The 22,487-nt window shown below is 68.9% G+C and carries 22 protein-coding genes and 2 tRNA genes; 10 read left to right on the top strand and 14 right to left on the bottom strand.

Annotated features, from left to right (window positions below; genetic code table 11):
* Positions 1-30: 30 nt before the first annotated feature.
* From JI739_RS02290 to JI739_RS02265, 6 genes are all read right to left on the bottom strand, one after another.
* Positions 31-744 carry an ABC transporter ATP-binding protein gene (locus JI739_RS02290; RefSeq protein WP_201682217.1) on the bottom strand — a complete coding sequence of 238 codons (714 nt, stop codon included), beginning with the start codon at positions 742-744 and terminating at the stop codon, positions 31-33.
* Positions 745-773: 29 nt separating this feature from the next.
* The gene (locus tag JI739_RS02285; protein ID WP_201682216.1) at positions 774-1,526 is read right to left on the bottom strand and encodes an ABC transporter ATP-binding protein; all 753 of its coding nucleotides are present in this window, start codon (positions 1,524-1,526) and stop codon (positions 774-776) included.
* Positions 1,519-2,517: a branched-chain amino acid ABC transporter permease gene (locus JI739_RS02280; protein ID WP_201682215.1), complete on the bottom strand. Its 999-nt coding sequence runs from the start codon at positions 2,515-2,517 to the stop codon at positions 1,519-1,521. The genes JI739_RS02285 and JI739_RS02280 overlap by 8 nt, the downstream gene beginning before the upstream one ends.
* Complete coding sequence (locus JI739_RS02275) at positions 2,514-3,377, bottom strand: branched-chain amino acid ABC transporter permease (RefSeq protein ID WP_201682214.1); 864 nt, start codon at positions 3,375-3,377, stop codon at positions 2,514-2,516. The genes JI739_RS02280 and JI739_RS02275 overlap by 4 nt, the downstream gene beginning before the upstream one ends.
* Before the next feature lie 64 nt (positions 3,378-3,441).
* Positions 3,442-4,632: an ABC transporter substrate-binding protein gene (locus JI739_RS02270; RefSeq protein ID WP_201682213.1), complete on the bottom strand. Its 1,191-nt coding sequence runs from the start codon at positions 4,630-4,632 to the stop codon at positions 3,442-3,444.
* A 112-nt stretch (positions 4,633-4,744) separates the two neighbouring features.
* A complete protein-coding gene (locus JI739_RS02265) occupies positions 4,745-6,322 on the bottom strand; it encodes a benzoate-CoA ligase family protein (RefSeq protein ID WP_201682212.1) in 1,578 nt (525 codons plus the stop codon).
* A 224-nt stretch (positions 6,323-6,546) separates the two neighbouring features.
* On the opposite strand from JI739_RS02265, the gene JI739_RS02260 reads away from it, so the two are divergent.
* The 6 genes from JI739_RS02260 (at position 6,547) to JI739_RS02235 (ending at position 11,648) form a co-directional block, all read left to right on the top strand.
* Positions 6,547-7,485, top strand: coding sequence for a helix-turn-helix transcriptional regulator (locus JI739_RS02260; protein WP_201682211.1), 939 nt, complete (start codon positions 6,547-6,549; stop codon positions 7,483-7,485).
* 170 nt (positions 7,486-7,655) lie between these two features.
* Complete coding sequence (locus JI739_RS02255; protein WP_201682210.1) at positions 7,656-8,288, top strand: hypothetical protein; 633 nt, start codon at positions 7,656-7,658, stop codon at positions 8,286-8,288.
* 85 nt (positions 8,289-8,373) lie between these two features.
* A tRNA-Pro gene (locus tag JI739_RS02250) sits at positions 8,374-8,450 on the top strand.
* Positions 8,451-8,778: 328 nt separating this feature from the next.
* Positions 8,779-8,988: a hypothetical protein gene (locus JI739_RS02245; RefSeq protein WP_201682209.1), complete on the top strand. Its 210-nt coding sequence runs from the start codon at positions 8,779-8,781 to the stop codon at positions 8,986-8,988.
* A gap of 132 nt (positions 8,989-9,120) precedes the next feature.
* Positions 9,121-9,546, top strand: coding sequence for a response regulator (locus JI739_RS02240; RefSeq protein ID WP_236589026.1), 426 nt, complete (start codon positions 9,121-9,123; stop codon positions 9,544-9,546).
* Between the two features lie 101 nt (positions 9,547-9,647).
* Complete coding sequence (locus JI739_RS02235; RefSeq protein ID WP_201682207.1) at positions 9,648-11,648, top strand: hybrid sensor histidine kinase/response regulator; 2,001 nt, start codon at positions 9,648-9,650, stop codon at positions 11,646-11,648.
* Positions 11,649-11,661: 13 nt separating this feature from the next.
* On the opposite strand, the gene JI739_RS02230 is transcribed toward JI739_RS02235, so the two are convergent.
* The 8 genes from JI739_RS02230 to JI739_RS02195 all read right to left on the bottom strand — a co-directional run bounded on the left by JI739_RS02230 (position 11,662) and on the right by JI739_RS02195 (position 18,540).
* A complete protein-coding gene (locus tag JI739_RS02230; protein WP_201682206.1) occupies positions 11,662-12,123 on the bottom strand; it encodes a type III secretion system chaperone in 462 nt (153 codons plus the stop codon).
* Positions 12,120-12,335, bottom strand: a complete 216-nt coding sequence (locus JI739_RS02225; RefSeq protein ID WP_201682205.1) for a hypothetical protein — start codon at positions 12,333-12,335, stop codon at positions 12,120-12,122. Before JI739_RS02225 ends, JI739_RS02230 begins: the two co-directional genes overlap by 4 nt.
* Before the next feature lie 117 nt (positions 12,336-12,452).
* A complete protein-coding gene (locus JI739_RS02220) occupies positions 12,453-14,315 on the bottom strand; it encodes a hypothetical protein (protein ID WP_201682204.1) in 1,863 nt (620 codons plus the stop codon).
* A gap of 60 nt (positions 14,316-14,375) precedes the next feature.
* The gene (locus JI739_RS02215; protein ID WP_201682203.1) at positions 14,376-14,834 is read right to left on the bottom strand and encodes a type III secretion system chaperone; all 459 of its coding nucleotides are present in this window, start codon (positions 14,832-14,834) and stop codon (positions 14,376-14,378) included.
* 15 nt (positions 14,835-14,849) lie between these two features.
* Positions 14,850-15,434, bottom strand: coding sequence for a hypothetical protein (locus JI739_RS02210; RefSeq protein WP_201682202.1), 585 nt, complete (start codon positions 15,432-15,434; stop codon positions 14,850-14,852).
* 123 nt (positions 15,435-15,557) lie between these two features.
* A complete protein-coding gene (locus JI739_RS02205) occupies positions 15,558-16,160 on the bottom strand; it encodes a hypothetical protein (RefSeq protein ID WP_201682201.1) in 603 nt (200 codons plus the stop codon).
* 11 nt (positions 16,161-16,171) lie between these two features.
* Positions 16,172-17,152, bottom strand: coding sequence for a flotillin-like protein FloA (gene floA, locus JI739_RS02200; RefSeq protein WP_201682200.1), 981 nt, complete (start codon positions 17,150-17,152; stop codon positions 16,172-16,174).
* Entirely contained in the window at positions 17,149-18,540 is a 1,392-nt protein-coding gene (locus JI739_RS02195; RefSeq protein ID WP_201682199.1) for an NfeD family protein, read from the bottom strand. Before JI739_RS02195 ends, floA begins: the two co-directional genes overlap by 4 nt.
* A gap of 214 nt (positions 18,541-18,754) precedes the next feature.
* On the opposite strand from JI739_RS02195, the gene JI739_RS02190 reads away from it, so the two are divergent.
* From JI739_RS02190 to JI739_RS02175, 4 genes are all read left to right on the top strand, one after another.
* A complete protein-coding gene (locus JI739_RS02190) occupies positions 18,755-20,470 on the top strand; it encodes an ATP-binding protein (RefSeq protein ID WP_201682198.1) in 1,716 nt (571 codons plus the stop codon).
* A gap of 43 nt (positions 20,471-20,513) precedes the next feature.
* A tRNA-Arg gene (locus JI739_RS02185) sits at positions 20,514-20,590 on the top strand.
* A gap of 399 nt (positions 20,591-20,989) precedes the next feature.
* Positions 20,990-21,460 carry a DUF4148 domain-containing protein gene (locus tag JI739_RS02180; protein WP_201682197.1) on the top strand — a complete coding sequence of 157 codons (471 nt, stop codon included), beginning with the start codon at positions 20,990-20,992 and terminating at the stop codon, positions 21,458-21,460.
* Between the two features lie 116 nt (positions 21,461-21,576).
* Entirely contained in the window at positions 21,577-22,473 is an 897-nt protein-coding gene (locus tag JI739_RS02175) for an FG-GAP-like repeat-containing protein (protein ID WP_201682196.1), read from the top strand.
* The last annotated feature ends 14 nt before the right edge of the window (positions 22,474-22,487 follow it).

Here is a 22,487-nt window from a genome sequence, read left to right as displayed (position 1 = left end):
CCCTCGAGGGGAAGCGCCCTAGGGGTGGGCCTAGACCCCCAGGTGTTGTTCGAGGATGGCGGGGTTGCCGCGCAGTTCGTCCGAGCTGCCTTCGAACACCACCTCGCCCTTGACCAGGATCACGTTGCGGTCGGTGACCTGGGTCACGTGCTTCCAGTTCTTGTCCACGATGACGCTGGAGATGCCGCTCTGGGCGATCAGGCCGCAGATGCGCCAGATCTCGCGCGCGATGAGCGGGGCCAGGCCTTCGGTGGCTTCGTCGAGGATCAGCACGTCGGGGTTGGTCATGAGCGCGCGGCCGATCGTGAGCATCTGCTGCTCGCCGCCCGACAGCTGTTGCCCGCCGTGGCCCAGGCGTTCCTGCAGCCGGGGGAAGGTCTCGAGCACGCGTTCGTAGGTCCAGTCGCGCTGGCCTCGCGTGCCGGGGCGCGCGGCCATCCTGAGGTTCTCGACCACGCTGAGGTTGCCGAAGATGCCGCGGCCTTCGGGCACGTAGGCCACGCCCTTCTGGGCGATCTCGTAGGGGCGGCTGCGGGTCATGTCGCGGCCGGCGACGCGCACCCGGCCTTCACGCGGCTGCACCAGGCCCATGAGGGTCTTGAGCAGCGTGCTCTTGCCCATGCCGTTGCGGCCCATGAGGCCGATGGTCTCGCCACGGCCGACGCGGAAGTCGATGCCGCGCAGGATGTGGCTCTGGCCGTAGTAGGTGTGCAGCCCGGTGGCTTCGATCAGCAAGTCGTTCATTGGATGAGTTCCGGGCGGTCGGGCGGCGCTCATGCCGTTTCCTCCCCCAGGTAGGCCGCCTGCACGTTCGGGTCCGAGCGCACCTGCGCCGGTTCGCCGCTGGAGATGACCTGCCCGTTGACCATCACGGTGAGGCGATCTGCCAGCGCGAAGACGGCGTCCATGTCGTGCTCCACCAGCATGATGGCGTGCTCGGCCTTGAGCCGCTGCAGCAGGGCCACCATGCTTTCGGCCTCCACGGTGCCCATGCCGGCCAGGGGTTCGTCGAGCAGCAGCACGCGCGGCGAGGTGGCCAGGGTCATGGCGATTTCCAGCTGGCGTTGTTCGCCGTGGGCGGTGACGCCGGCGACGACATCGCGCCGGTGCGTGAGGCCCGCCAGTTCGAGCGCGCGCTCGGCGCGCTCGTTGGTGTCGGCGAACGAGGTGGCGCGGGCCAGCCAGTGCCAGGGGCGGGGCGCGCGCGATTGCGCGGCCAGGCGCACGTTCTCCCACACCGTGAAGGGCTGGAAGATGTTGGTCTTCTGGTAGCTGCGGCCCAGGCCGGCGCGGGCGATGCGCTCCGGGCTGCGGCCTGTGATCTCGCGCTCACCCAGCATGATGCGGCCCGAGGTGGGCGGCAGGTCGCCCGACAGCAGGTTGGTGAGGGTGGACTTGCCCGCGCCGTTGGGTCCGATCACCGCGTGGATGCGGCCCAGCCACAGGTCGACCGAGACGTCGTTGACGGCAGCCAGGCCGCCGAAGCGCTTGGTGAGGTGGCTGGCCGAGAGCAGCACGTCATTCATGGCGCGCTCCCCGGCCACGCAGCAGCCGCTCGGCCACACCCAGCAGGCCGCGCGGTGCGAAGGCCACCACGAGGACGATGAACAGGCCCATCCACAACTGCCAGTGCTTGCCGGTGTTGAAGTCGCCGATGGCCGGCAGGTCCTTGAACCAGTGCAGCAGGTACTCGAAGGCGAAGGCCCCGATGATGGCGCCGGCGAAGTTGCCCATGCCTCCCAGGATGACCATCATGATCGCGTGCGCGCTGAGGTGGAACCCGAGCAGCTCGGGGTTGATGAAGCCCGTCTGCATGGCCCACAGGTAGCCCGCCAGCCCAGCCAGCGCGCCGGCCATGGTGAAGGCCGCGAGCTTGTAGCCGAAGGTGCCGTAGCCGACCGCGCGCATGCGGTGCTCGTTGACGCGGATGCCGGCGAGCACCCGGCCGAAGGGGCTCCAGAGCAGGCGCCGCAGGAACAGGTAGACCACCCCCAGCGTGCCCAGCGTGAAGTAGTAGAAGACGCGCCGGTCCTCCAGGTCGAACAGGATGGCCGTGGGGCGGAAGTTGATGTACAGCCCGTCCGATCCGCCCAGCGCCTTGTTGTCGAAGAACAGGTAGAACAACATCATCGAGAAGGCCATCGTGACCATGATGAAGTAGATGCCGTGCGTGCGCACCACCAGGAAGCCGATGACCAGCGCGCCCAGGGCCGAGGCGGCCACGGCCACCGGCAGGCTCCAGTACAGGCTGATCGGCTCGCTGGTGGGCGTGATGAAGGCCAGCGCGTAGCCGGCCAGGCCGAAGTAGGCCGCATGTCCCAGCGACACCAGTCCGGTCACGCCCTGCAGCAGGTCCAGGCTCATGGCGAAGATGCCCAGGATCATCATGCGGGCCACCACCGAGACGTAGTAATCGGTGGATACGAAAGGAAAGGCGGCAAGCGCCACGAAGGCCAGCCCCAGCAGCAGCTGGATGCTGCGCGGCAGGGCTTCGAGATGGGTTTGTGCGGCGCTCATTGCTTGAACAATCCTTCGGGCTTCCACAGCAGCACGGCTGCCATCAACATGTAGACCAGCATGCCCGCCACCTGCGGCAGGAGTACCTTGCCGAAGGTGTCGACCAGCCCCACCAGCAGCGCCGCGATCATGGCTCCGCGCACCGAGCCGATGCCACCGATGACCACCACCACGAAGGCCATGATCAGCACCTGCGAGCCCATGTTGGGGTACACGCTGGAGATGGGCGCGGCGATCATGCCGGCCACGGTGGCCAGGGCCACGCCCAGCGCGAACACGATGGCGTAGATGCGCCGGATGTTGATGCCCAGGGCCTCGGTCATGTCGCGGTTGAAGGCGCCGGCGCGGATCTTCATGCCCAGCCGGGTCTTGGAGATCAGCAGGTAGAGGCCGATCGCCAGCGCGATGCAGATGGCGGAGATGAACAGCCGGTACACGGGATAGGAGAGGTTGTCGGTGAGCGGCACCGATCCGGCGAGCAAGGCAGGCACCGGCACGCCGTGCACGTCGTCGCCCCAGATCAGGGAGCGCGCCTCCTCGAAGATGTAGATCAGGCCGAAGGTGAGCAGCACCTGGTCGAGGTGGTCGCGCGTGTAGAAGTGCCGGAACAGCAATCGCTCCAGCAGCAACCCGAAGACGACCGCCAGCCCCGCACCGACCACGATGGCCACGGCCAGGTTGCCGAACAGCGAGGACAGGGACCAGGCCAGGTAGGCGCCCAGCATGTAGAAGCTGCCGTGCGCCAGGTTGACCACGCCCATGATGCCGAAGATCAGCGTCAGGCCGGCGGCCAGCATGAACAGCAGCAGCCCGTACTGCACGCTGTTGAGAAGTTGGATCAGGAAGTTGGCGATGGTCATCGGTTCGGACACAAAAAAGCGGCGGAGGGCATCCGCCGCTTTGTTCGGATGCGGCGATCCAGGATCAGCCGGCCATGCGGCAACCGGCGCCGGAGTCGGCCAGCGCCTTGGCGGCGATGCCCACCACCTTGTTGTCCTTGTTCTCGACCCTGCGCAGGTACATGTCCTGGATGGGGTTGTGGGACGGGCTCATCGTCCACTTGCCGCGGGGGCTGTCGATGGTCTGCTTCTCCATCGCGGCGTACAGCGCCTTCTTGTTGCCGAAGTCGCCCTTGACGGCCTCCATGCCCTGCGAGAGCAGCAGTCCACTGTCGTAGCCCTGCACCGCATACACGTCGGGCTGCAGCCGGAAGGCCTTTGCGTAAGCCAGGCGGAACTGCTTGTTGCGCGGCGTGTCCAGCGAGTCGGCGTAGTGCATGGTGGTCATGATGCCTTCGGCCGCAGGGCCGGCGGCATCGAGCACGCCCTCGGTGAGGAAGCCCGAGCCCCACAGGGGGATGCGGTCCTTCAGGCCCGCGGCTGCGTAGTCGCGGATGAACTTGGCCGCGCCGCCGCCCGCGAAGAAGCAGGCCACGGCATCGGGCCGCAGCGAGGCGATCTCGGTGAGCAGCGCCTGGAACTCGACGTTGGGGAAGGGCAGGCCCAGCTCGCGCACGATGGTGCCGCCGGCTTTGGTGTAGCTCTCCTTGAAGCCTTCGAAGGCTTCCTCGCCGGCGGCGTATTTCCAGGTGATCCACACCGTGCGCTTCAGGCCCTTGTCCATCATGGGCTTGCCCAGGGCGAGCGTGGGCTGGCTGTTGGTGAACGAGGTGCGGAAGACGTTGGGCGCGCACAAGGAGCGGGTGGCGGCGTGCACGCCGGCGTTGGGGATGATGTTGAGCACGCCGGTGTCGCGTGCGACGCGGTGGATGCCCATCTGCACGCCCGAGTGCACGGTGCCGATCAGCACGTCGACCTTGTCGCGCTGCACGAGGCGCTGCGCGTTCTCGACGCCCTTGGACGGCTCGGACTCGTCGTCGACCTTGAACCACTCGATGGTGCGGCCACCGAGCTTGCCGCCACGCTCGTCGATGGCCATGCGCACGCCGTTCTCGATGGCCACCCCCAGCTGCGCGAAGGTGCCGGTGTAGGGCAGCATCAGGCCGACGCGGATGCGATCGGACTGCGAGCGGGCGATCGTGGGCAGCAGCAGGCTGGTGGAGGCGGCGCCCACGAGGGCGGCACCGCGGGTGAGGACGATTCGACGAGTGGTCATGGAGTCTCCTTTTTCTGAGGGTTCGGGGCGGGGGCGGCGGCTGGAAGTGCAGTGCCCGCGAGCGTGCTGTTTTTTACCCGAGGATGCGCGTGCGCGGCCACATGGCTAACCCTCAGGCCGCGCCCTGCGCGGCGCGCAGGCGGAAGCGCTGGATCTTGCCGGTGGCGGTCTTGGGCAACTCGCCCACGAACTCGATCCAGCGCGGGTACTTGTAGGGCGCGAGCTGCTGTTTCACATGGGCCTGCAGGTCCGCCTCGCTGGCGCTTTGGCCGGCCTTGAGCACCACGAAAGCCTTGGGCTTGACCAGGCGGTCGTCGTCGGCCACGCCGATCACCGCGGCTTCCAGCACGGCCGGGTGGGTCATCAGCGAAGCCTCGACCTCGAAGGGCGAGACATAGATGCCGCCGACCTTGAGCATGTCGTCGCTGCGCCCGCCATAGGTGTAGTAGCCGTCGGCGTCGCGCGTGTACTTGTCGCCGCTGCGGGTCCATTCGCCGCAGAAGGTGTGCTTGGTGCGCTCGCGGTTGTTCCAGTACATGAGCGCGGCGCTCGGGCCCTTGATCTGCAGCTCGCCGATCTCGCCATCCGCGCACTCGCGGCCGTCGTCGCCGACGATGCGCAGCTCGTACCCCGGCACGGCCTGGCCGGTGGTGCCGTAGCGCACGGCGCCGGGCCGGTTGGACAGGAAGATGTGCAGCATCTCGGTGGAGCCGATGCCGTCGAGGATTTCGCAGCCGTAGGCCTCGGACCAGCGCTTGCCGATCTCGGCCGGCAAGGCTTCGCCGGCGCTGGTGCACACGCGCAGGCGCAGCTCGGCGCGGGCCGGTCGGTCGGGGTCGGCCAGCAGGCCGGCGTACAGGGTGGGAACGCCGTAGAAGAGGGTGGGGCGCTGCTCGCGCAGCACGCGGAACACGTCGGTGGTGGTGGGGCGGCCGGGCAGCAGCACGGTGGTGGCGCCCACGCTCATCGGGAAGGTGAGGCCGTTGCCCAGGCCATAGGCGAAGAACAGCTTGGCCGCCGAGAAGACGACGTCGTCCTCCCGGATGCCCAGCACGCCGCGCCCGTACAGCTCGGCCGTCTGGACCAGATGGCTGTGCAGGTGCACCGTGCCCTTGGGCGTGCCGGTGGACCCGCTCGAGTACAGCCAGAAGCAGGGCTCGTCGCAGCAGGTCGGCGCCACGCGGCGCGCGGCATCGGCGGCGGCGCACCAGCCGGCCACGCTGTCCGGCCCGTCGTCGCCGGCCGTGGCCACGTGGCGCAACCATTCCATTTTCTGGAGCGGTTCCTCGAACGCGGGCCGCAGCGGCTTGGAGACGAACAGCGCCTGGGCGCGCGAGTCGCGCAGCATGAACTCGAAGTCGGCGGAGGTCAGCAAGGTGTTCACCGCCACCGGCACCACGCCGGCCAGGATGCAGCCCAGGAAGACCACCGGCCACTCGGGCGTGTCCCACATGGCCACCAGCGCCCGGCTTTCCGGTGCGATGCCGCGCGCACGCAAGGCGTTGGCGAAGCGGTGGGCCTGCTCGGCCAGTTCGGCGTAGCTGAGCGCCGCGCCGGTGGCCGCGTCGATGAAGGCCGGCTTGGCGCCGCGCTGCGCGTTGCGCTCCAGCAGGTCGTGCGCCGCGTTGTACTCGCGCGGGATGCTCACCCGGGGAGGCGAGCTGCGGTGGTCGGCTTCGCTGAGGTTCAAGGCGTTGTCTCCAAAGTCGTTGTCGTGGCCCGCGCCTCAGGTTGGGCCCGGCAGCTGCGATAAAGTGCATCGCCGCTGCGTAGCAGGGCCCACGGGACGCGCCGCTCCGGCGCGGTCAGCGGGTCATGCGATGCAGTAAACTGCTTGACGCTATTTTTGCCGGAAGTATATTGCAAGCCACCCCGGACGACGCAAGCACCGATACAAGAAAAACAGCCTTTCCGATGCAGCCGCCCACCTCCGACGTTGATGCCCGCGGCACCTTGGCCGAGCTGGGTGGGCGCGTGCGCGCGTGGCGGGCTCGGCGCGGCATGACCCGGCGCCAGCTGGCGGCCGACTCGGGGTTGTCCGAGCGCTTCCTGGCCGACGTGGAAAGCGGCAAGGGCAATGTCTCCATCAACTCGCTGGAAGCGGCGGCGCGGGCCTTGAACATCAGCATCCTCGAGCTGTTGCAGGACGCGCCCCGGCCTGCGCTGTCGCGCCTGCAGAACCTGCTGGCGCGGCTGGACGACCAGCAACTGGACCAGGCGCATGCGCTGCTGGCGGCCACCTTCGGTCTGGCCGACGAAAAGGGGCGCGAGCGGCGGATCGCGTTGATCGGCTTGCGGGGCGCCGGCAAGAGCACGCTGGGCGCGCAGCTGGCCGCCCAGCGCCAAGTGCCTTTCGTCGAACTCGACCGCGAGATCGAACGCGAGGCCGGCACCAGCATGAACGAGATCCTGCTGCTGCACGGACAGGCCGGCTATCGGCGCTACGAGCGGCGTGCGCTGCTGCGCATCGCCGATGAGCATCCCGACGGGGTGGTGATGACCACCGGCGGCAGCATCGTGAGCGAACGCGAAACCTTCGACCTGCTGCAAAGCCGCTTCTATTGCGTGTGGCTCAAGGCCAGCCCCGAAGAGCACATGAGCCGGGTGGTTGCGCAAGGCGACCTGCGCCCGTTCGAAGGCGACCGCACCGGCGCCCAGACCGCCATGGCCGAGGCGATGGACGATATCCGGCGCATCCTGTCCAGCCGCGAGGCCTTGTACGCGCGGGCCGATGCGGTGGTGGACACCGCGTCGCGCACCATCAAGCAATCGCTGCGGGACCTCGAGCGTGCGGTGCCGCGCACACGCAGCACCAACAGGCAAGCGGCCACCGAAGAGCCTCGATCCGTCTGAACCGTCGGCATTCGCCGATGCGGCACGAGGGATGTCCTACGCCCGCGCCGGACGGTCGCGCACCCTGATCTGCCCATCCGTCCGGCCCGGCCCCTCGCATCGGCTGGGCAGCATCCCGTCGACTCCTGCCGCGAGACCCGTGGCGGGGTCCACTTTGAATGGAGATCCTGATGAGCAAACTCTTGAGCTTTTTGATGGCGTCCGTGCTGGCCGGAGGGGTGATGGCACAAGCGACCTCGGGTAGCACGGTGACCGCGCCGGGCGCGACGACCGGCGGCGTGCTGGGCGCCTCGGGCGGGGCCATCGTGCCCGGACCCGCGACCGGTTCCACGGCCACCAGCGGCAGCGCATCCAGCTCGGACGCGACCGTGAACAACGCCAACACCAACAACATCGGAGTGCCGGGCACAACCAGCTCGACGATGGGCGCCGGACCCAGCGCCGGTGCGGGAGCGGGCGCGGGTGCGGGCGTGGACGCCACCACGGGCCCCGGCGGCGGCCACACGGGCGTGACCGGCGGTGCCGCCGGCGATACGCCCTCGTCGGGTGCGATCAGCGGCAGCGGCTCGACCTCGGGCTCGAGCGCCACGAACCACAACACCAACAACATCTATCTGCCCGGCACGACCTCTGGCAGCGGGTCGGTGAGCGGCGACAGCGGCACCGGCTCGGGCTCGGGCTCGACCTCGGGTTCGAGCGCCATGGGCAACCGCGGCGTGGGCCCGTCCGATTGCCCTCCGGGCCTGGCCAAGCGTGACAACGGCTGCATGCCTCCGGGGCAGGAGCGCAAGCAGCAGCCCTGACCGGGCCCGTCGGCGCCCATGAAAAATGCCGGCCCGCAAGGCCGGCATTTTTACGTGCCGTGCGGCCGTTAGAATCGCCGGCAGTCGGAGCGTAGCGCAGCCTGGTAGCGCATCTGGTTTGGGACCAGAGGGTCGAAGGTTCGAATCCTTTCGCTCCGACCATCCATCCCCCTGGCACCGCGTCCCGGTGCAGGCGTTCAGCCCGAGCCGAGCAGCACGTTCAGGCCGGCCCAGCCGATCAGCCCCACCACGACGGCGACCGCCGCGGCCAATGCCCATCGTTCCCATTTCATGCGTGGTCCTCCATGTCGGTCGCATGGAACCATGCTGGCCGGCGCCGATGCTGGCCGCTGTCAGTGCGGCCCTCGGATACGCCTGGAAACCCATCGGTATCCGCTTGAGCCCAGCCGCAGAATCGTTTTCGTCTGACATTGACTGATCTTTGGAAGGCCAACAATGCCTCTCCAACTGCTGTCCCAGGGGGAGACTGATGTTCAATGTCTTCAAGCGTTCTTCGGTTCGCCGGCCGGTGGCCGAGGGGCCGCCCCGGGCACACCATGAGCCCGAGGTCCATATCCCGGTGCCGGACGCCGCCGAGATCGATGGCGATGCCGCCTGGGCCTTGTGGGACCAGGCTGTGCAGGAGCTGGAGGGCCTGGTCGCCAGCACCCGGACGCCCGCGGCCGAGTCGGCCGCATGAGTGCCGTCCAGGCGGCCTGTTGTCCAGCACCCCCATGAAACCCGACGTGCCCGCAGGTCGTCCGTGTGGCGTCGCGCCAGCGGTGGCCCTTCCACCCCCATGGCCCGCCTTGACTTCAACCACTCCCTGCTGATGAGCGCATCAACCTGCCCGGACCGGGAGCCCCTGTCCATCCTGATCGTCGATGACAACCGCGATGCGGTGGAGATGATGGCGCTGCTGCTGGAAACCTACGGCCACCGCACCCACGGCGCGGCCGATGCTGAAGAGGCCCTGGAGATGGCCCGGCGCCTGCGGCCCGATATCGTGCTGCTGGACATCGGCCTGCCGGGCATCGACGGCTTCGAGGTCTGCCGTCGCCTGCGCCGCCAAGAGGATCCGGGCGCACGTGCCTGCGTGCTGGCGGTGACCGGATGGGCCGGTTCCGCGAACCGCGAAGCAGCAGTTGCAGCCGGCTTCGACGATTACCTGGTCAAGCCGGTCGAAGTCGCCGCGGTGCTGCAGGCGCTGGAGACCTGCAGGTCCGCCGCCCTGGCCGCGTCCGCGGATCTCCGGTGAAACGCTGAGGACGTGGTCCGTACAATCGCGCCCGGCCAGCTCGGGTGTGCCCTCACCACCACCGGGTTCCCACCACCTCACCTCCACCCACCGCTGTTCCCATGCTGGAAGGCCGATACGACCCGGCGCTGGTCCTGATCTCCCTGCTGGTGGCGGTGTTCGCTTCGTACACGGCGCTCGGCCTGGCGGGTCGAGTGCACCAGGGAGATGCACGCGCGGCCCGGTGGTGGATCGCGGGCGGCGCCTTTGCCATGGGCACGGGCATCTGGTCCATGCACTTCGTCGGCATGCTGGCCTTTCGACTGCCGATCGCGCTGGGATATGACTTCGCCATCACGTTTGTCTCCTGGCTGATTCCCATCGGCGCTTCGGCGCTGGCCCTGTGGCAGATCGGCCGTGAACGCGTCCGGACCCGTGAGCTGGTGGGTTCGGCGATCGTCATCGGGCTGGGCATCAACGCCATGCATTACGTGGGCATGGCGGCCTTGCGCATGGAGCCGGGCATCCAGTGGGACCTGCCGCAGGTGGCCGCCTCGGTGGTGATCGCCATCGGCGCGGCGGGCGCTGCCCTGTGGATCGCCTTGCGGCTTCGCAGCGGCGGTCCCCGGTTGTGGCAGCGGCGGCTGCAGGCCGCGCTGCTCATGGGCCTGGCGATTGCCGGCATGCACTACACCGGCATGGCGGCCGCCAACTTCCCGCTGGGCAGCGTGTGCCTGGCGGCCTCCAGCACCTTCACCCTCACCGAACTCGCGCTGTGGGTCATCGTGGCCACCGTGGCGGTGCTGGCCATCGCACTGATCACCTCGGTCTTCGACGCCAGGCTGGAGGCGCGCACCGAGGTGCTGCGAATGTCCGAGCGTCTGTCGGCCGAGCGCCAGGTGCTGCTCGAGCGGGAACGCGCGGCGCGGGCCGAGGCCGAGCGGGCCAGCGCGACCAAGGACCAGTTCCTGGCCACGCTGTCGCACGAGTTGCGCACGCCGCTCAATGCCATCCTCGGCTGGGTGCAGCTGCTGCACCTGAAGCGCGACGAAGCCTCGGTGCAGCGCGGGCTGCAGACCATCGAACGCAACGCGCGCCTGCAGGCCCAGCTGATCGAAGACCTGCTCGACATGAGCCGCGTCGTCTCGGGCAAGGTGCGGCTGGAGTGCCACTGGGTCGATCCGGCGCAGGTGATGAAGGCCGCACTCGAGACCGCGCAGCCTGCCGCGGTGGCCAAGGACATCGAGCTGGACAGCGACCTCGAGCCCGGCGTGCCGCGCATCTGGGGTGACCCGAGCCGGCTGCAGCAGGTCCTGTGGAACCTGCTGTCCAACGCGATCAAGTTCACCCCGACGGGCGGGCGCGTCCGCCTGGCGCTCCGGCGACGCGGCGACGGGGTGGAAGTCGAGGTCACCGATACCGGTGGTGGCATTCCGCCAGACTTCCTGCCCCACGTCTTCGAGCCCTTCCGGCAGGCCGAGGCATCGACGGCGCGCCGCTACGGCGGACTGGGCATCGGGCTGGCCATCGTGCGGCAGCTGGTCGAGTTGCACGGCGGCTCCATCGAGGCGGCGAGCGACGGCGACGGGCGGGGCGCCCGTTTCACCGTGCGGCTGCCGTTGACCAGCCACGAAACTCCCGGTCGTCCCAGCCTGTTGGCGCCGCACGCGCCGGCGCAGGCGATCGCGTTCGAGCCGGTGCACCTGGAGGGTCATTGCGTGATGGTGGTCGACGACCAGGCCGACGCGCGCGACCTGCTGGCGCAGATGCTCTCGGACTGCGGCGCCCGGGTGATCCTGGCCGGCGGGGCCGAAGAAGCCTTGTTCGCGCTCTCGTACGAGCGGCCCGATGTGCTGGTGAGCGACATCGGCATGCCAGTGGTCGACGGCTATGAGTTGATCCGCCGCCTTCGTGCGCATCCCGATGAGCGCCTGGCGCGGGTGCCGGCCCTGGCGCTCACGGCCTTCACCCGGGCCGAGGACGCGGCGCAGGCGCTGCGCGCGGGTTTCGATGGCTTCCTGCCCAAGCCCGTCGAGGGCTCGATCTTCGTGCGCCAGGTGGCCGCATTGGTGCGCGGCGCGGCGGCTTCGGCGGAATCGGGCCAGACGGTCTCCAAGGTCTGACGCGGCGTCGCTTTCAACCGTAGATCGCCCCGGGCGCGGGCGAGGGCGCCTGGGCATCCGCCGATTTCCACCCCTCCTTCTGAAGGTCCTTGCGCCATTGGCTGACCCAGCCGACGAACTCCTCCACCTGGTCGATGAACTCGGCCTCGGCCAGATGCCACGAGACGCGCTGCGCCATCACCACCCGCGGCGGGTCCTCGTCATCCAGGCTGAGCGTGGCGCCGCCCGTGGCGCGCCAGAAGCGGTTGGCCCGCAGCAGGCAAGCCAGCTGCTCGAGCGGCGGTTCAGGGGCCAGCGTACCCACCACGGCGAACAGCAGGAACTCGCGCTCGATGGGCTTGGGCAGGATGTGCAGCCGCACCTGATCGCCCACCAGCACGGCCACCACGCCGTCGGGACCCGGTTGCAGCTTGCGAATGCCCAGGTGCCGCCCCAGGTGGCGGATCAAATGGCGAATGGGCTCTGGGATGTTCATTCGACGGGATCGGCTGCGCCCGACAGCAACGCGTCTTTTGTCAAGGCGAGGTCGGCACTGGCCAGGGTGCCGGTGCCGGCCAGCGGCGAGCGCGGTGCCGGCAGACCGGGTTGCCGCGCCTGTGCACTGAGCGCCCGGTCGGCACGCCCAGGATCGGCTCCTGGCGGGAACGGCTGGCCCCTGACGGGCCCAGGACCTGAGACTGTTGCCATGCGTGCTCCCCGGCGATGCGCGGGACCGCGTCGCGGCGGCCGATGCGCCCCCCGGACCGAACCCGTGCCAGCCGTCGGTAACTCAGGAAAATGAAAGGTTCCGGGTGGCAGAGGGGCTCAGCGCCACCAACTCGTACTCGCGGGCGCGTCGAGCTTGGTGAGGTCCGGGACGGCAATGCCCGAAACGCCCTCGTTGTTCATGTACCAGTTGACGGCGAGGCCGCAAGCTTCCCGGGCGACGTAACTCGCATCCCTTGCGGCTTCCGCATCCAATTTCCTCACAAGCGTCTCGTCAAGGGGTTCTCCCCGGCCTGCGGCATCGAGTACCGCACGCATGTCCGAATTCAAGCCCAGGGCGTTCGCGACCCTGTCTTCACCCCATGCCTCGGGGCTATCCAACACCTGGACCGGAGGGTCCGCACCGTCGGCCAGTGCGTTCTTGATGGACTGCAGGCGCTCCTTCGCCGCCGCGATTTCTTCGGGGTCTGACAGGCGGCCGACGAGGGCTTTCTCGAGCTGCTCGGGCGTCATCTTCATGAACGCCGCGTACAGCGGGCGATCGATGACCAGAGGCAGGCGGGCGCCGTGAAAGCCGGTGGGCTTGCCGTCTTCGCCGTGGCGCCTGGCCGCCTCGTTGGGAGTTCTCAGATTCTTGCCCCAGGATATGTCCAGATCGATCCCACGGACCCGGGTCCCATCCTTGTTCTGCGCGATGAAGATGTTCTGTCCGTGCCGGTCGACCTGGCCGGTCAAGGCATCCCACCACTGCAGCTGCGTCATCTGCCTGCGCAGCTCCGGGTCGCCGAAGTCCACGCGTGAGGAGATATCGCCGGTTTCGTGTGCGGTCAGGAGCAGCGTACCGCTGCTCGGGTCGAGCTTCGCCGAGCCGCAGCCCTGGGAGCTGGCGTAGAGCTCCAGTTGTAGCGGGTGAGCGGTCAGGTAGTCGAAGTTGCGCTTCGTGAGCGGGATGCGCATGGTCCCTGTGGCCCAGGTCGGGACACCCGGGGCCAGCTCCATCACCGAACCCAGCTGGCCGTCGCGAACCGCCGTCGCGGTGCGCAGGGTCTCGATGCCCAACATGTCCGCGACGGCACGGCTGGCCGATGCCCGGCCGGTCCAGTTCGGCTTCGCGGGGTCGATTCCGGAGATCTCCGCAGCCACCGGCCTACTCTCGTACTGATGGGACCCTTCCATCGGTTCAGGCTTGAACACGGATGCCACGGGCTTGTCTTCCGGCTTGAATTGGTAGTCGACCCGGTAGACCGTGTTGAACCCGCCAGTGCCCCAGGCCTTCGAGTCCGACCCGCGCGGGATGCTGCCGTCACACACTTCATTGACCAGCGTCTCCGTGATGGGCACGCCACGCTGTCGGAATGCGGCGAGGGTGCCGGGCTTCAGACGGTCCGTCGTCTGCACCGTGAGGTCCGCTTGCGGACCACCAAACAACTCCAGGTCCACCATCAAGGGGCGACCCGTGGGCGCCTCGGTCTGGAGATTCTTGAGCAACGTCCGCTCTGCCTCCAGGCGCGTTAGCACCGCCTTCAGTGCACGACTGCCTTTGTAGGAATTGATGGCCCTGATCGCGCGTTCCAAGTGTCCCGCCGCGGACTGCGAAGCCTCGCCGCGCGGAAACTTGATTGCATCGTGGTAGCTCTGGATCGCGGACAGGGCTTCCTTGTAATGGGTCGAACGCTTGTAAAGCAGGAAGTTGGACTTGGCCTTGCCGTACTTTTCCACCATGGCAGCGGCGGTAGGCATGCTCTCGCACCGCAGCGTACACATCAGCATCGGGTCCACCGGCGTGGTGTGTACCGACAACATCTTCACGGCGCTCGGTGGCGCTTTCGGTTGCTCGCCTGCCTGTGTCACCAGGCGAGCTTCTGGTGACTGGACCTGCTGATCGGCGTCAACGATCTTGGCTGCTTGTTCGGTGTGGTGGCTTCGCGAGGGTGCTACGGGTTGCTGGCTCAAACGGTCCATGGCATGTTCCCTTTTGGGCGATCGGGGCTGGTGAAGGCACGTTCATGCGGGCGCACGGCGCTACGCGAAGGCTCCTGGCTTCCAGGCGGCGCCTGCGGCCGCGGGTGCGGCGGGCCCCGCCATCAGCGCCTGCTGCCAATGGGACAGCCAGTCGACGAACAGCTCGAACTCGTCGAACAGGCCTTGCGCATCCAGCCCCGCCCAGGGGAGGCGCAGCGACATCAGCACGCGGGGCGGCTGCTGGTCGTCCACGCTGAGCGTCGCGCCGCCGGTCTCATGCCAGAAGCGATTGCCCTCCAGCAGCGACAGCAGCTGGCTGGCGTCGGGTTGCGGCGGCAGGCTGGCCACCACCGCGAACACCAGGAAAGCCTGGTCGTGCTCGTTGGACAGGATGTGCACGGTCATGCGGTCCTGCACCTGCAGCGCGATCACGCCGTCCGCGCCAGCTTGCAGGCGCGGGATGCCGAGTCGGGTTCCAAGATCCGCGATCCAGTCGGCCGGTGCGTGGTTGGTGTCCATGGCGCCGGTCCCTTCTCACGCCACCGCGGCGCTGCGCAGCGCATCGATGTCGGCCAGCGCGCTGATGTAGGCCATGGCGTCCACCTGCAGCGCATCCAGCCCCTCGCCGGGAGCCAGCCAGGCCCAGCGTTGCGAGTCGAAGTCGTCGTCGATCAGCAGCAGGCGCTGGTTCGCCGGCCAGGCTTGCGCGCGCTGCGCCTCGGACGCATCGTGAAGGAGCTGGGCCGACAGCCCGAATGCGCCTTCGATGCGACGCCGCAGGATGGGCCCCTGGTCCAGCGCCTCGGTCCAGCGCCGGACGATGAAGATCGCCAGGCTCGGTGTCGCGATGCACACCCGCACGGCGGTCGACTGCAGGCCGTGCCCGGTCAGTCCGATCCAGGCGCGCGGCGGGTCAGGGCGTTCCAGCCAGTCCTGCGCCCATTCCTGCAGCGTGTCACCGGCCGGCCAGGTGGGGCTGGCCCAGGCGAAGGGCCCCTCGGGTTGCAGGTCGAAATCGACGCCTCGGGGAAGCACGGGCGTGGGCAGTTCCTCGGCGCGGAACAGCACGGCCACGTCGGGCGGCAAGGCGGTGGCGAACGTCGCGGGCGCAAGCATCATGGGTGCGATCCAGGTTGTCGGCGGGACAGGCCTGACGAGCACTCCACATGCAGCGGGTCCAACCAGGCCTTGCTGGCTGGTTGTGTGACTCAGGAAACTGAAAGGTTCCGGTCGAGCGGGCTGCTAACGCAAACGCGAGGGGTCTTGCTCTTCGTCGCCGTAGGGCGCAAGCGCCCGGCAAGGCCCGAGCACGGTGAGGGCGACGATGCCCTCGCGCACCTCGGCGGGGTGGCGAAAACGGCGACTCGGCCGCTTGCGCGCAGGGGGCGTCGCCCAGCGGTCGACGCGGCGATCGGCGGCACGTTCCGCGGCACGTTCCAAGGCGCGGTCGGCCGCGCGCTCGATGGTCGACGGCAGCTCACTCAGCGGCACCCTGACCGGAGCCGGCCGCTCGCGTGGCGGTATCTCCAGCACCACGGGAACGGGCGCCACGGGTTCCAGCACCACGGGCTCGGGTGGCGCAGGTGAATAGCGCGGCGGTGCGCGGCCCCAGTCCTCGGCCGAGGGCGTGCGCCCCCATTCGTCGGCCGAGGGTGTGCGCGGCGTGGCGGCCGAGGGCGCAGGCGGGGCGTCTGCGGACCGCGGGGCGTCGTCGGACCCGCCTTCCTGCCTGCGGCGCGCCTCGCGCCGGCGCTTTTCCGCGATGTCGCGGAAGGCCTGCAACAGCATGAACACGAACGCGGCCAGGAAGGCGAAGACCCAGACCAGCGACTCGAAGCCCTGCATAGCTCGTCTCGTCAGCTACGGCCGCCGCCCTGGGGCGGGTTGACCTGGTCGGGCCCGGCGATCTCGCGGCGCATGTCGGTGTCGGCCTGCAGGTTGCGCATGCGGTAGTAATCCATGATGCCCATGTTGCCGCTGCGGAAGGCCTCGGCCATGGCGCGCGGCACTTCGGCCTCGGACTCGACGACGCGGGCGCGCATCTCCTGCTCCAGGGCCACCGCCATGGCGCGCCGCTCCTCGGCCTTGGCCTGCGCGATCTGCTTGTCGGCGTCGGCCTGGTCGATCTGCAGCTTGGCGCCGATGTTGGCGCCGACGTCCACGTCGGCGATGTCGATGGACAGGATCTCGAAGGCGGTGCCGGCATCGAGGCCGCGGCTCAGGATGTGCTTGGAGATGTGGTCGGGGTTCTCCAGCACCGACTTGTGGTTGGCCGCCGAGCCGATGGTGCTGACCATGCCTTCGCCCACCCGCGCGATGATGGTTTCCTCGCCGGCGCCGCCCACCAGCCGGTCGATGTTGGTGCGCACCGTCACCCGCGACACCACGATCAGCTGGATGCCGTCCTTGGCCACCGCCGCGATGCGCGGGGTCTCGATCACCTTGGGCAGCACCGACATCTGCACCGCCTCCAGCACGTCGCGGCCGGCCAGGTCGATGGCGGCCGCGCGCTTGAAGGGCAGGGGGATGCTGGCCTTGTCCGCCGAGATCATGGCGTTGACCACCCGCACCACGTTGCCGCCGGCCAGGTAATGCGCCTCCAGGTCGTTCAGCGTGACGTCGATGCCGGCCTTCACCGCGCTGATGCGCGCGGTGACGATCACGTGCGGCGGCACCCGGCGCAGCCGCATGGCCACCAGCGTGAACAGCCCCACGTACGCGCCCGAGGCCCAGGCCGAGATCCACAGGCGCAGCGGCACCATGTACATCACGACGACGGCCAGGACGACCAGCAGGATGAGTAGGCCGAAACCGCCGAGCAAGCTTCCTTCGATCATGGAGTTTTCCTTGTTGTGGTGTAGAGGTTGTTCATGCGGCGCACGACGATGCGGTTGCCGTCGACGCGGATGACTTCGATGGGCTCGCCTGCCTCGATCAACTCGCCGTTGGACACCACGTCGTGGCGTTCACCGTCGATCTCGGCGATGCCGGCCGGCCGCAGCACCGACCAGGCGCGTCCGGTGCGGCCCAGCAGGTCGTGGTCTTCAGGCGGCGGCGAGGCGTAGCCCGCCCCGGCCGCCAGCTTGTCCTCGAGGATCAGCCGGCGCGCGCCCGGAATGCGGTGCATGAAGCGCAGCAGCACCAGGCTCAGCGCAATGGCGACAAGGAGCGAAAACACCAGCCGGCTGGCCAGTCCGATGAGGAAGGCCCAGGTGCTGCCGGCGCCGCTCATGGTCATCACCAGGCCCGCCAGCAGCGCCAGGATGCCCAGCACGCCGGCGACGCCGAAACCCGGGATGACGAAGATCTCCAGCGCGATCAGCGCGATGCCCAGCGCGGCCAGCAGCATCTCCTCCATGCCGGCGAGCTGGGCCAGCCAGTGGCCCCAGAGCACCAGCGCGAGGCTGCCCACGCCCAGCAGGCCGGGAATGCCGAAGCCGGGGGTGCGCAGCTCGATGATGATGCCCAGCATGGCCACCGTGACCAGCAGCGAGCTGAGCAGCGGCTGGGTGATCAGGCGCACCACGTTCTCGGCCCAGTTCGGCGACGTCTGGCGCACCTCGGCGCCGGCCAGGCCCGACTGCTCCAGCACCTGCTCGAGCGTGTCGGCGCGGAAATCGGCCACCTTGTGCTTGAGCGCCTCGGAGGTGCTCAGGGTGAGCAGCTTGCCCTTCTCCACCAGCTCGGGTATGGCCACGTCGGTATCGACCATGGCTTCCGCCAGCAGCGGCGGCCGGCCCCGTTCCTCGGCGGTGGACTTGAACTCCTTGCGCACATAGGACACCGTCTTTTCGTCGGTGGGCTGGGTGCCGCCGCCCGGCCCGCCCACCTGCACCGGCGTCGCCGCGCCGATGGTGCCGCCGCCGGCCATCGCGATGCGCTGGGCCGCCAGCGAGATCAGCGCCCCGGCCGAGATCGCGCGCCGGTCGATGAAGGCGATGGTGGGGACCTTGGCCGCGAGCAGCGAGTCGCGGATCTTCACCGCCGCGTCGACGCGGCCGCCGAAGGTGTTGATGTGCAGCACCACGGCCCGCGCACCTTCCTGTTCGGCCTGCCGCAGCACGCGATCGAGGTAGGGCGCAAGACCCAGGTCGATCATGCCCTCGATCTCGACCACGTAAACCACCGGCCGGGGCCCCGCCTGGGCCCGGCTGTCGCCGCCGATGCCGTGCAGCACCAGCCCGAGCAGCAGCAGGGCGACGTTGAAGAGGAGGCGGGCTTGCATGGGGCGAGTCTACGGCCGGGGCGCCGCCTTTGTAACTGCTGCGCAGGCCCGCCATGACGGCCGCGGGGCAAGGCGGTGGCAGGCGCCCGGGCAGCGCCTTGCCCGATGCATGGATGGGTCGGCGGCCGACGGCCGCTTCGGCTTGCGGCGGACGAGTTGCCTGCGATCCCTGCCGCACAGTCGTGCCTCGTTCGATCAAGACCTTGAAGCCACCATGACCGAGGGAACCAGGCCTGATGAGGTGTCGCCCAGCGCGCTCGATCGCGAAGGCGCAGGCCAGTCCGCGGGCGTACCGGCGGCCGGCCAGCTGGAAGGCAACAGCTACAACCCATCCGGCAGCGCGGCCCGGCAACATTGGCAGACCAGCTTCGTCACGCGCCCCGGGCTCGACGAGCGCGGCAACGTCTTCTTCGCGGCCATCGAGATGACGCGCATGCCCATGGTCGTCACCGATCCGCGCCAACCCGACAACCCCATCGTCTTCGTCAACCGGTCCTTCCTCGACCTGACCGGCTACACCGAACGCCAATTGCTGGGGCGCAACTGCCGCATGCTGCAGGGCCCGCAGACCGACCCGGCGGTCCGTGCCGAGCTGCGCAACGCCCTGGTCGAGCAGCGCGCCGTGGCGGTGGACATCCTCAACTACAAGGCCGACGGCAGCGAGTTCTGGAACGCGCTGTTCATCGGGCCCGTCTTCGATGCCGACGGGCGCCTGCTGTACTGGTTTTCATCACAGATGGACATCACCCAGCGGCGCATCTCCGAGCAGTCGCTGCTGCAAGCCCAGAAGATGGAAGCCGTGGGCCAGCTCACCGCCGGCATGGCCCATGACTTCAACAACCTGCTGCAGGTCATCGCCGGCAACCTGGAGCTGGCCACGCGCATGGCCGGCGACAACGGCAAGCTGGTCGAGGTGATCGCGAAGGCTGGCCAGGCGGTGAAGAAGGGCGCCAAGCTCACCCAGCAGCTGCTGGCGTTCGCCCGCAAGCAGCGGCTCGATCCGCGCCGGGTCAACCTCAACACCCTCATCGTCGAATTCAGCGACCTGCTGGTGCGCACGCTGGGCGGAAAGGTCGACCTGCGCCTGGACGTGCAGCCGGGGCTGCCCGCCTGCGTGCTCGACCCCGTGCACCTGGAAATGGCGCTGCTGAACATCCTGATCAATGCGCGCGATGCGATGCCGGACGGTGGCCGCGTCACCGTTTCCACCGCCGTCCTCAGCGACCGTGACCGCGTCAAGGCCAGCGGCCTGCCACCCGGCAGCTACGTGCAACTGTGCGTGAAGGACGAGGGGCAGGGCATGGCCCCGCAGGTGCTGAACCAGGCCGTCGAGCCCTTCTTCACCACCAAGGGTTTCGGCACGGGGCTGGGGTTGGCCATGGTCCACGGCTTCGTGCAGCAGTCACAGGGGCAGTTGCTGATCACCAGCGAGCCGGGCCAGGGCACCACCGTCACCCTGCTGTTCCCGCTGGCGCTTGATGTGCCCGCCGCCGCCGCCGCCGCCGGTGACCGCGACGACCTGCCCGGTCGCGCGGCCAGCACCGTGCTGCTGGTGGAGGACAACGAGGACGTGCGCCACATTGCCGAGCAATACCTGCGTGAACTCGGATACCGGCCGCTGGTGGCCCGCAGCGGCGAGGAGGCGCTGCGCCTGCTGGAGCAAGGAGCGACCATCGACCTGCTGTTCTCCGACGTGATGATGCCCGGCGGCATCAACGGCATCGAATTGGCCGAGCGCGTGCGCGAGCAACACCCGGACCTGCCGGTCCTGCTCACGACTGGCTATATCCACGAGATGTCCGGCCAGGCCAGTTCGAATTCGATGCGCATCCTGGACAAGCCTTACCGCATCGGCGAACTGGCCGAGGCGCTGGACGTCGCGCTGTCGGGACGGGCGCCCGCCGCGACGCGCTTCCGGCACGGCGGTTGAAGGAAAGGGCGGGGGCGCGAAGTGAGAGAATCCCGCCTCGCGTCTGCCCGTAGCTCAGTCGGATAGAGCAACGGCCTTCTAAGCCGTGGGTCGGGGGTTCGATTCCCTCCGGGCAGGCCATGGGAACAGCATCAGGCATGGGTCGCGGAGGGCCGGCCTGAACCGGCCGCCCAGGGCCCTTGCGCGTACCGACCGCGCCGGCCACCGCGCCCGGCGTCTCGTTCGGTTTGCCTTCCGTCTCAGTCTCAGGCATGCGCACGAGCGGCCTGCGTTCCCAACGCTTTCGGGCGGACCTCGAGGAAGTGACGTGCAGGCCTGTGTACACGCCACGCGCGGCGCCGGCGCGTCGCTCACGCAGCGGGAGGCCGGCTGTTCGAGTGGCTGCGCGATCCCGTTACAAGCCCGCCGCCGGTCGCGTAACTTTCGGTCCTTGCCCGTCGTCTATCTCTTGGAGACGGCGGGAAGGGGCGTCGCCGTCCCGAGCCCTTTGACGGCCCCATCACATGAAGGGAACGCATCATGACTTCGAAACCGATTGGCATTCTTGTCATATCGATGGCGTGCGCGGCCGCGGCAACGGCTACCGCGGCAGACGGTGGCAAGACCCGGGCAGAGGTTCGGTCTGAGTTGATCACGGCACTCGAAAGCGGCTGGAGGCCGCCTTCGGGCGAAGCGATCAACTACCCGGGCCACTTCGACGTCGCGGACAGCGGCCGCACGCGCGAGTCGGTCCGCAATGAGCTCCGGATGGCGCTGGAGCGCGGCGTGCCACTCCCGAGGGGACAAGCACAGCCTCCTGAGGTTTTCGCCCGCGCGCAGGCCTACCGTGACCACGACGCTCGGCAGGAGGCGCACCGTACCCGCACCGAGGTGCGGCAGGAGCTGTTGACGGCACTCGATTCCGGTTGGCATCCGCCGTCCGGCGCCGCGGGTTACTGGAGCCCGAACTCCGAGGCACTGCGGCAGAGACCAGCCGCCATGTCTCGGTGACCGGGGTAGTCCGGCGACATGGCCGTTGGCGCATCCATGCCAAGGCCGGCATGGCGGGAGGGCGCGCGCATGGGATGCATGCTGCCGGCATGCGCCTGACGTGTTCCCGTTTCCTCATGCCTGCCCTGGTGGGCATGCTGCTGGCGGCTACCGCGCGGTCCGCCCCTGCGTTGGAGGTCACCCGGGGCCAGATGGCTCGAGAGGTTTGCACGGCCGCGGCCTCGGTACCCAGCGCCCCCGCCGATGCGGTGCAGCCCGTGCCGCTGCCCGACACCGTGCCGGCCATCGGGGAGCACGACATCCGTATCGCCTGGCTCGCCGGGCCCGACAGCCGGTACAGCCATGCCGCGCTCGGCAACGACATCCATGCGGCCAGCCTGCACGCCACCGTGCGGGGGACGCGGGAGGTGGTGAATCTGGTGCTGCCGCAGGATCGCGTCTTCGAAGACCGCATTCCCCGCCTGGTGGACCTCGACGGCGACGGACGGGACGAGGTCGTGGTCGTGGAATCACGGGCGGGACGAGGCGCCTCGCTGGTGGCGTATGGCATCGAGCGAAGCGGGCACGCGGCCGCTTGGGTGGAGCGCGCGCGCAGCGATCCGGTCGGTTCCATGCGTTGGCTCAATCCCATCGGCGCAGCCGACTTCGATGGCGACGGGCGGCTCGAGCTGGCCAGCGTCACCACGCCACACATCGGTGGCGTGCTCACCCTCTACCGCTACGCGCCGCCGCGCCTGGAGGTGCTGGGACGCACCGAGGGCGTGTCCAACCACCGCTTCGGATCGCCCGAGCAACGGCTGTCGGCGCTGCTGGCCAGGCCGGACGGCCCCGTGGTCGTGGTCCCGGACCAGGCCTTCTCCCGGCTGCTGTTCCATGGCTGGGCCCGTGGCGCGTGGCGACCTGCGGCGCCGGCGCTGCCGCTGCCGGGAAAGGTGGAGCGCGTGCTGGGGCTGGACGAGACGGTGTGCGTCGAGCTCGCGGGCGGTGACTGGTTGCGGATCACCGCACCGTAGCGGGATCGCGCCCG

Origin of the sequence: Ramlibacter aurantiacus (genome assembly GCF_016722895.1) — a bacterium.
GTDB classification, from domain to species: domain Bacteria; phylum Pseudomonadota; class Gammaproteobacteria; order Burkholderiales; family Burkholderiaceae_C; genus Ramlibacter; species Ramlibacter aurantiacus.
This window is presented reverse-complemented; position numbering and strand designations above follow the sequence as displayed.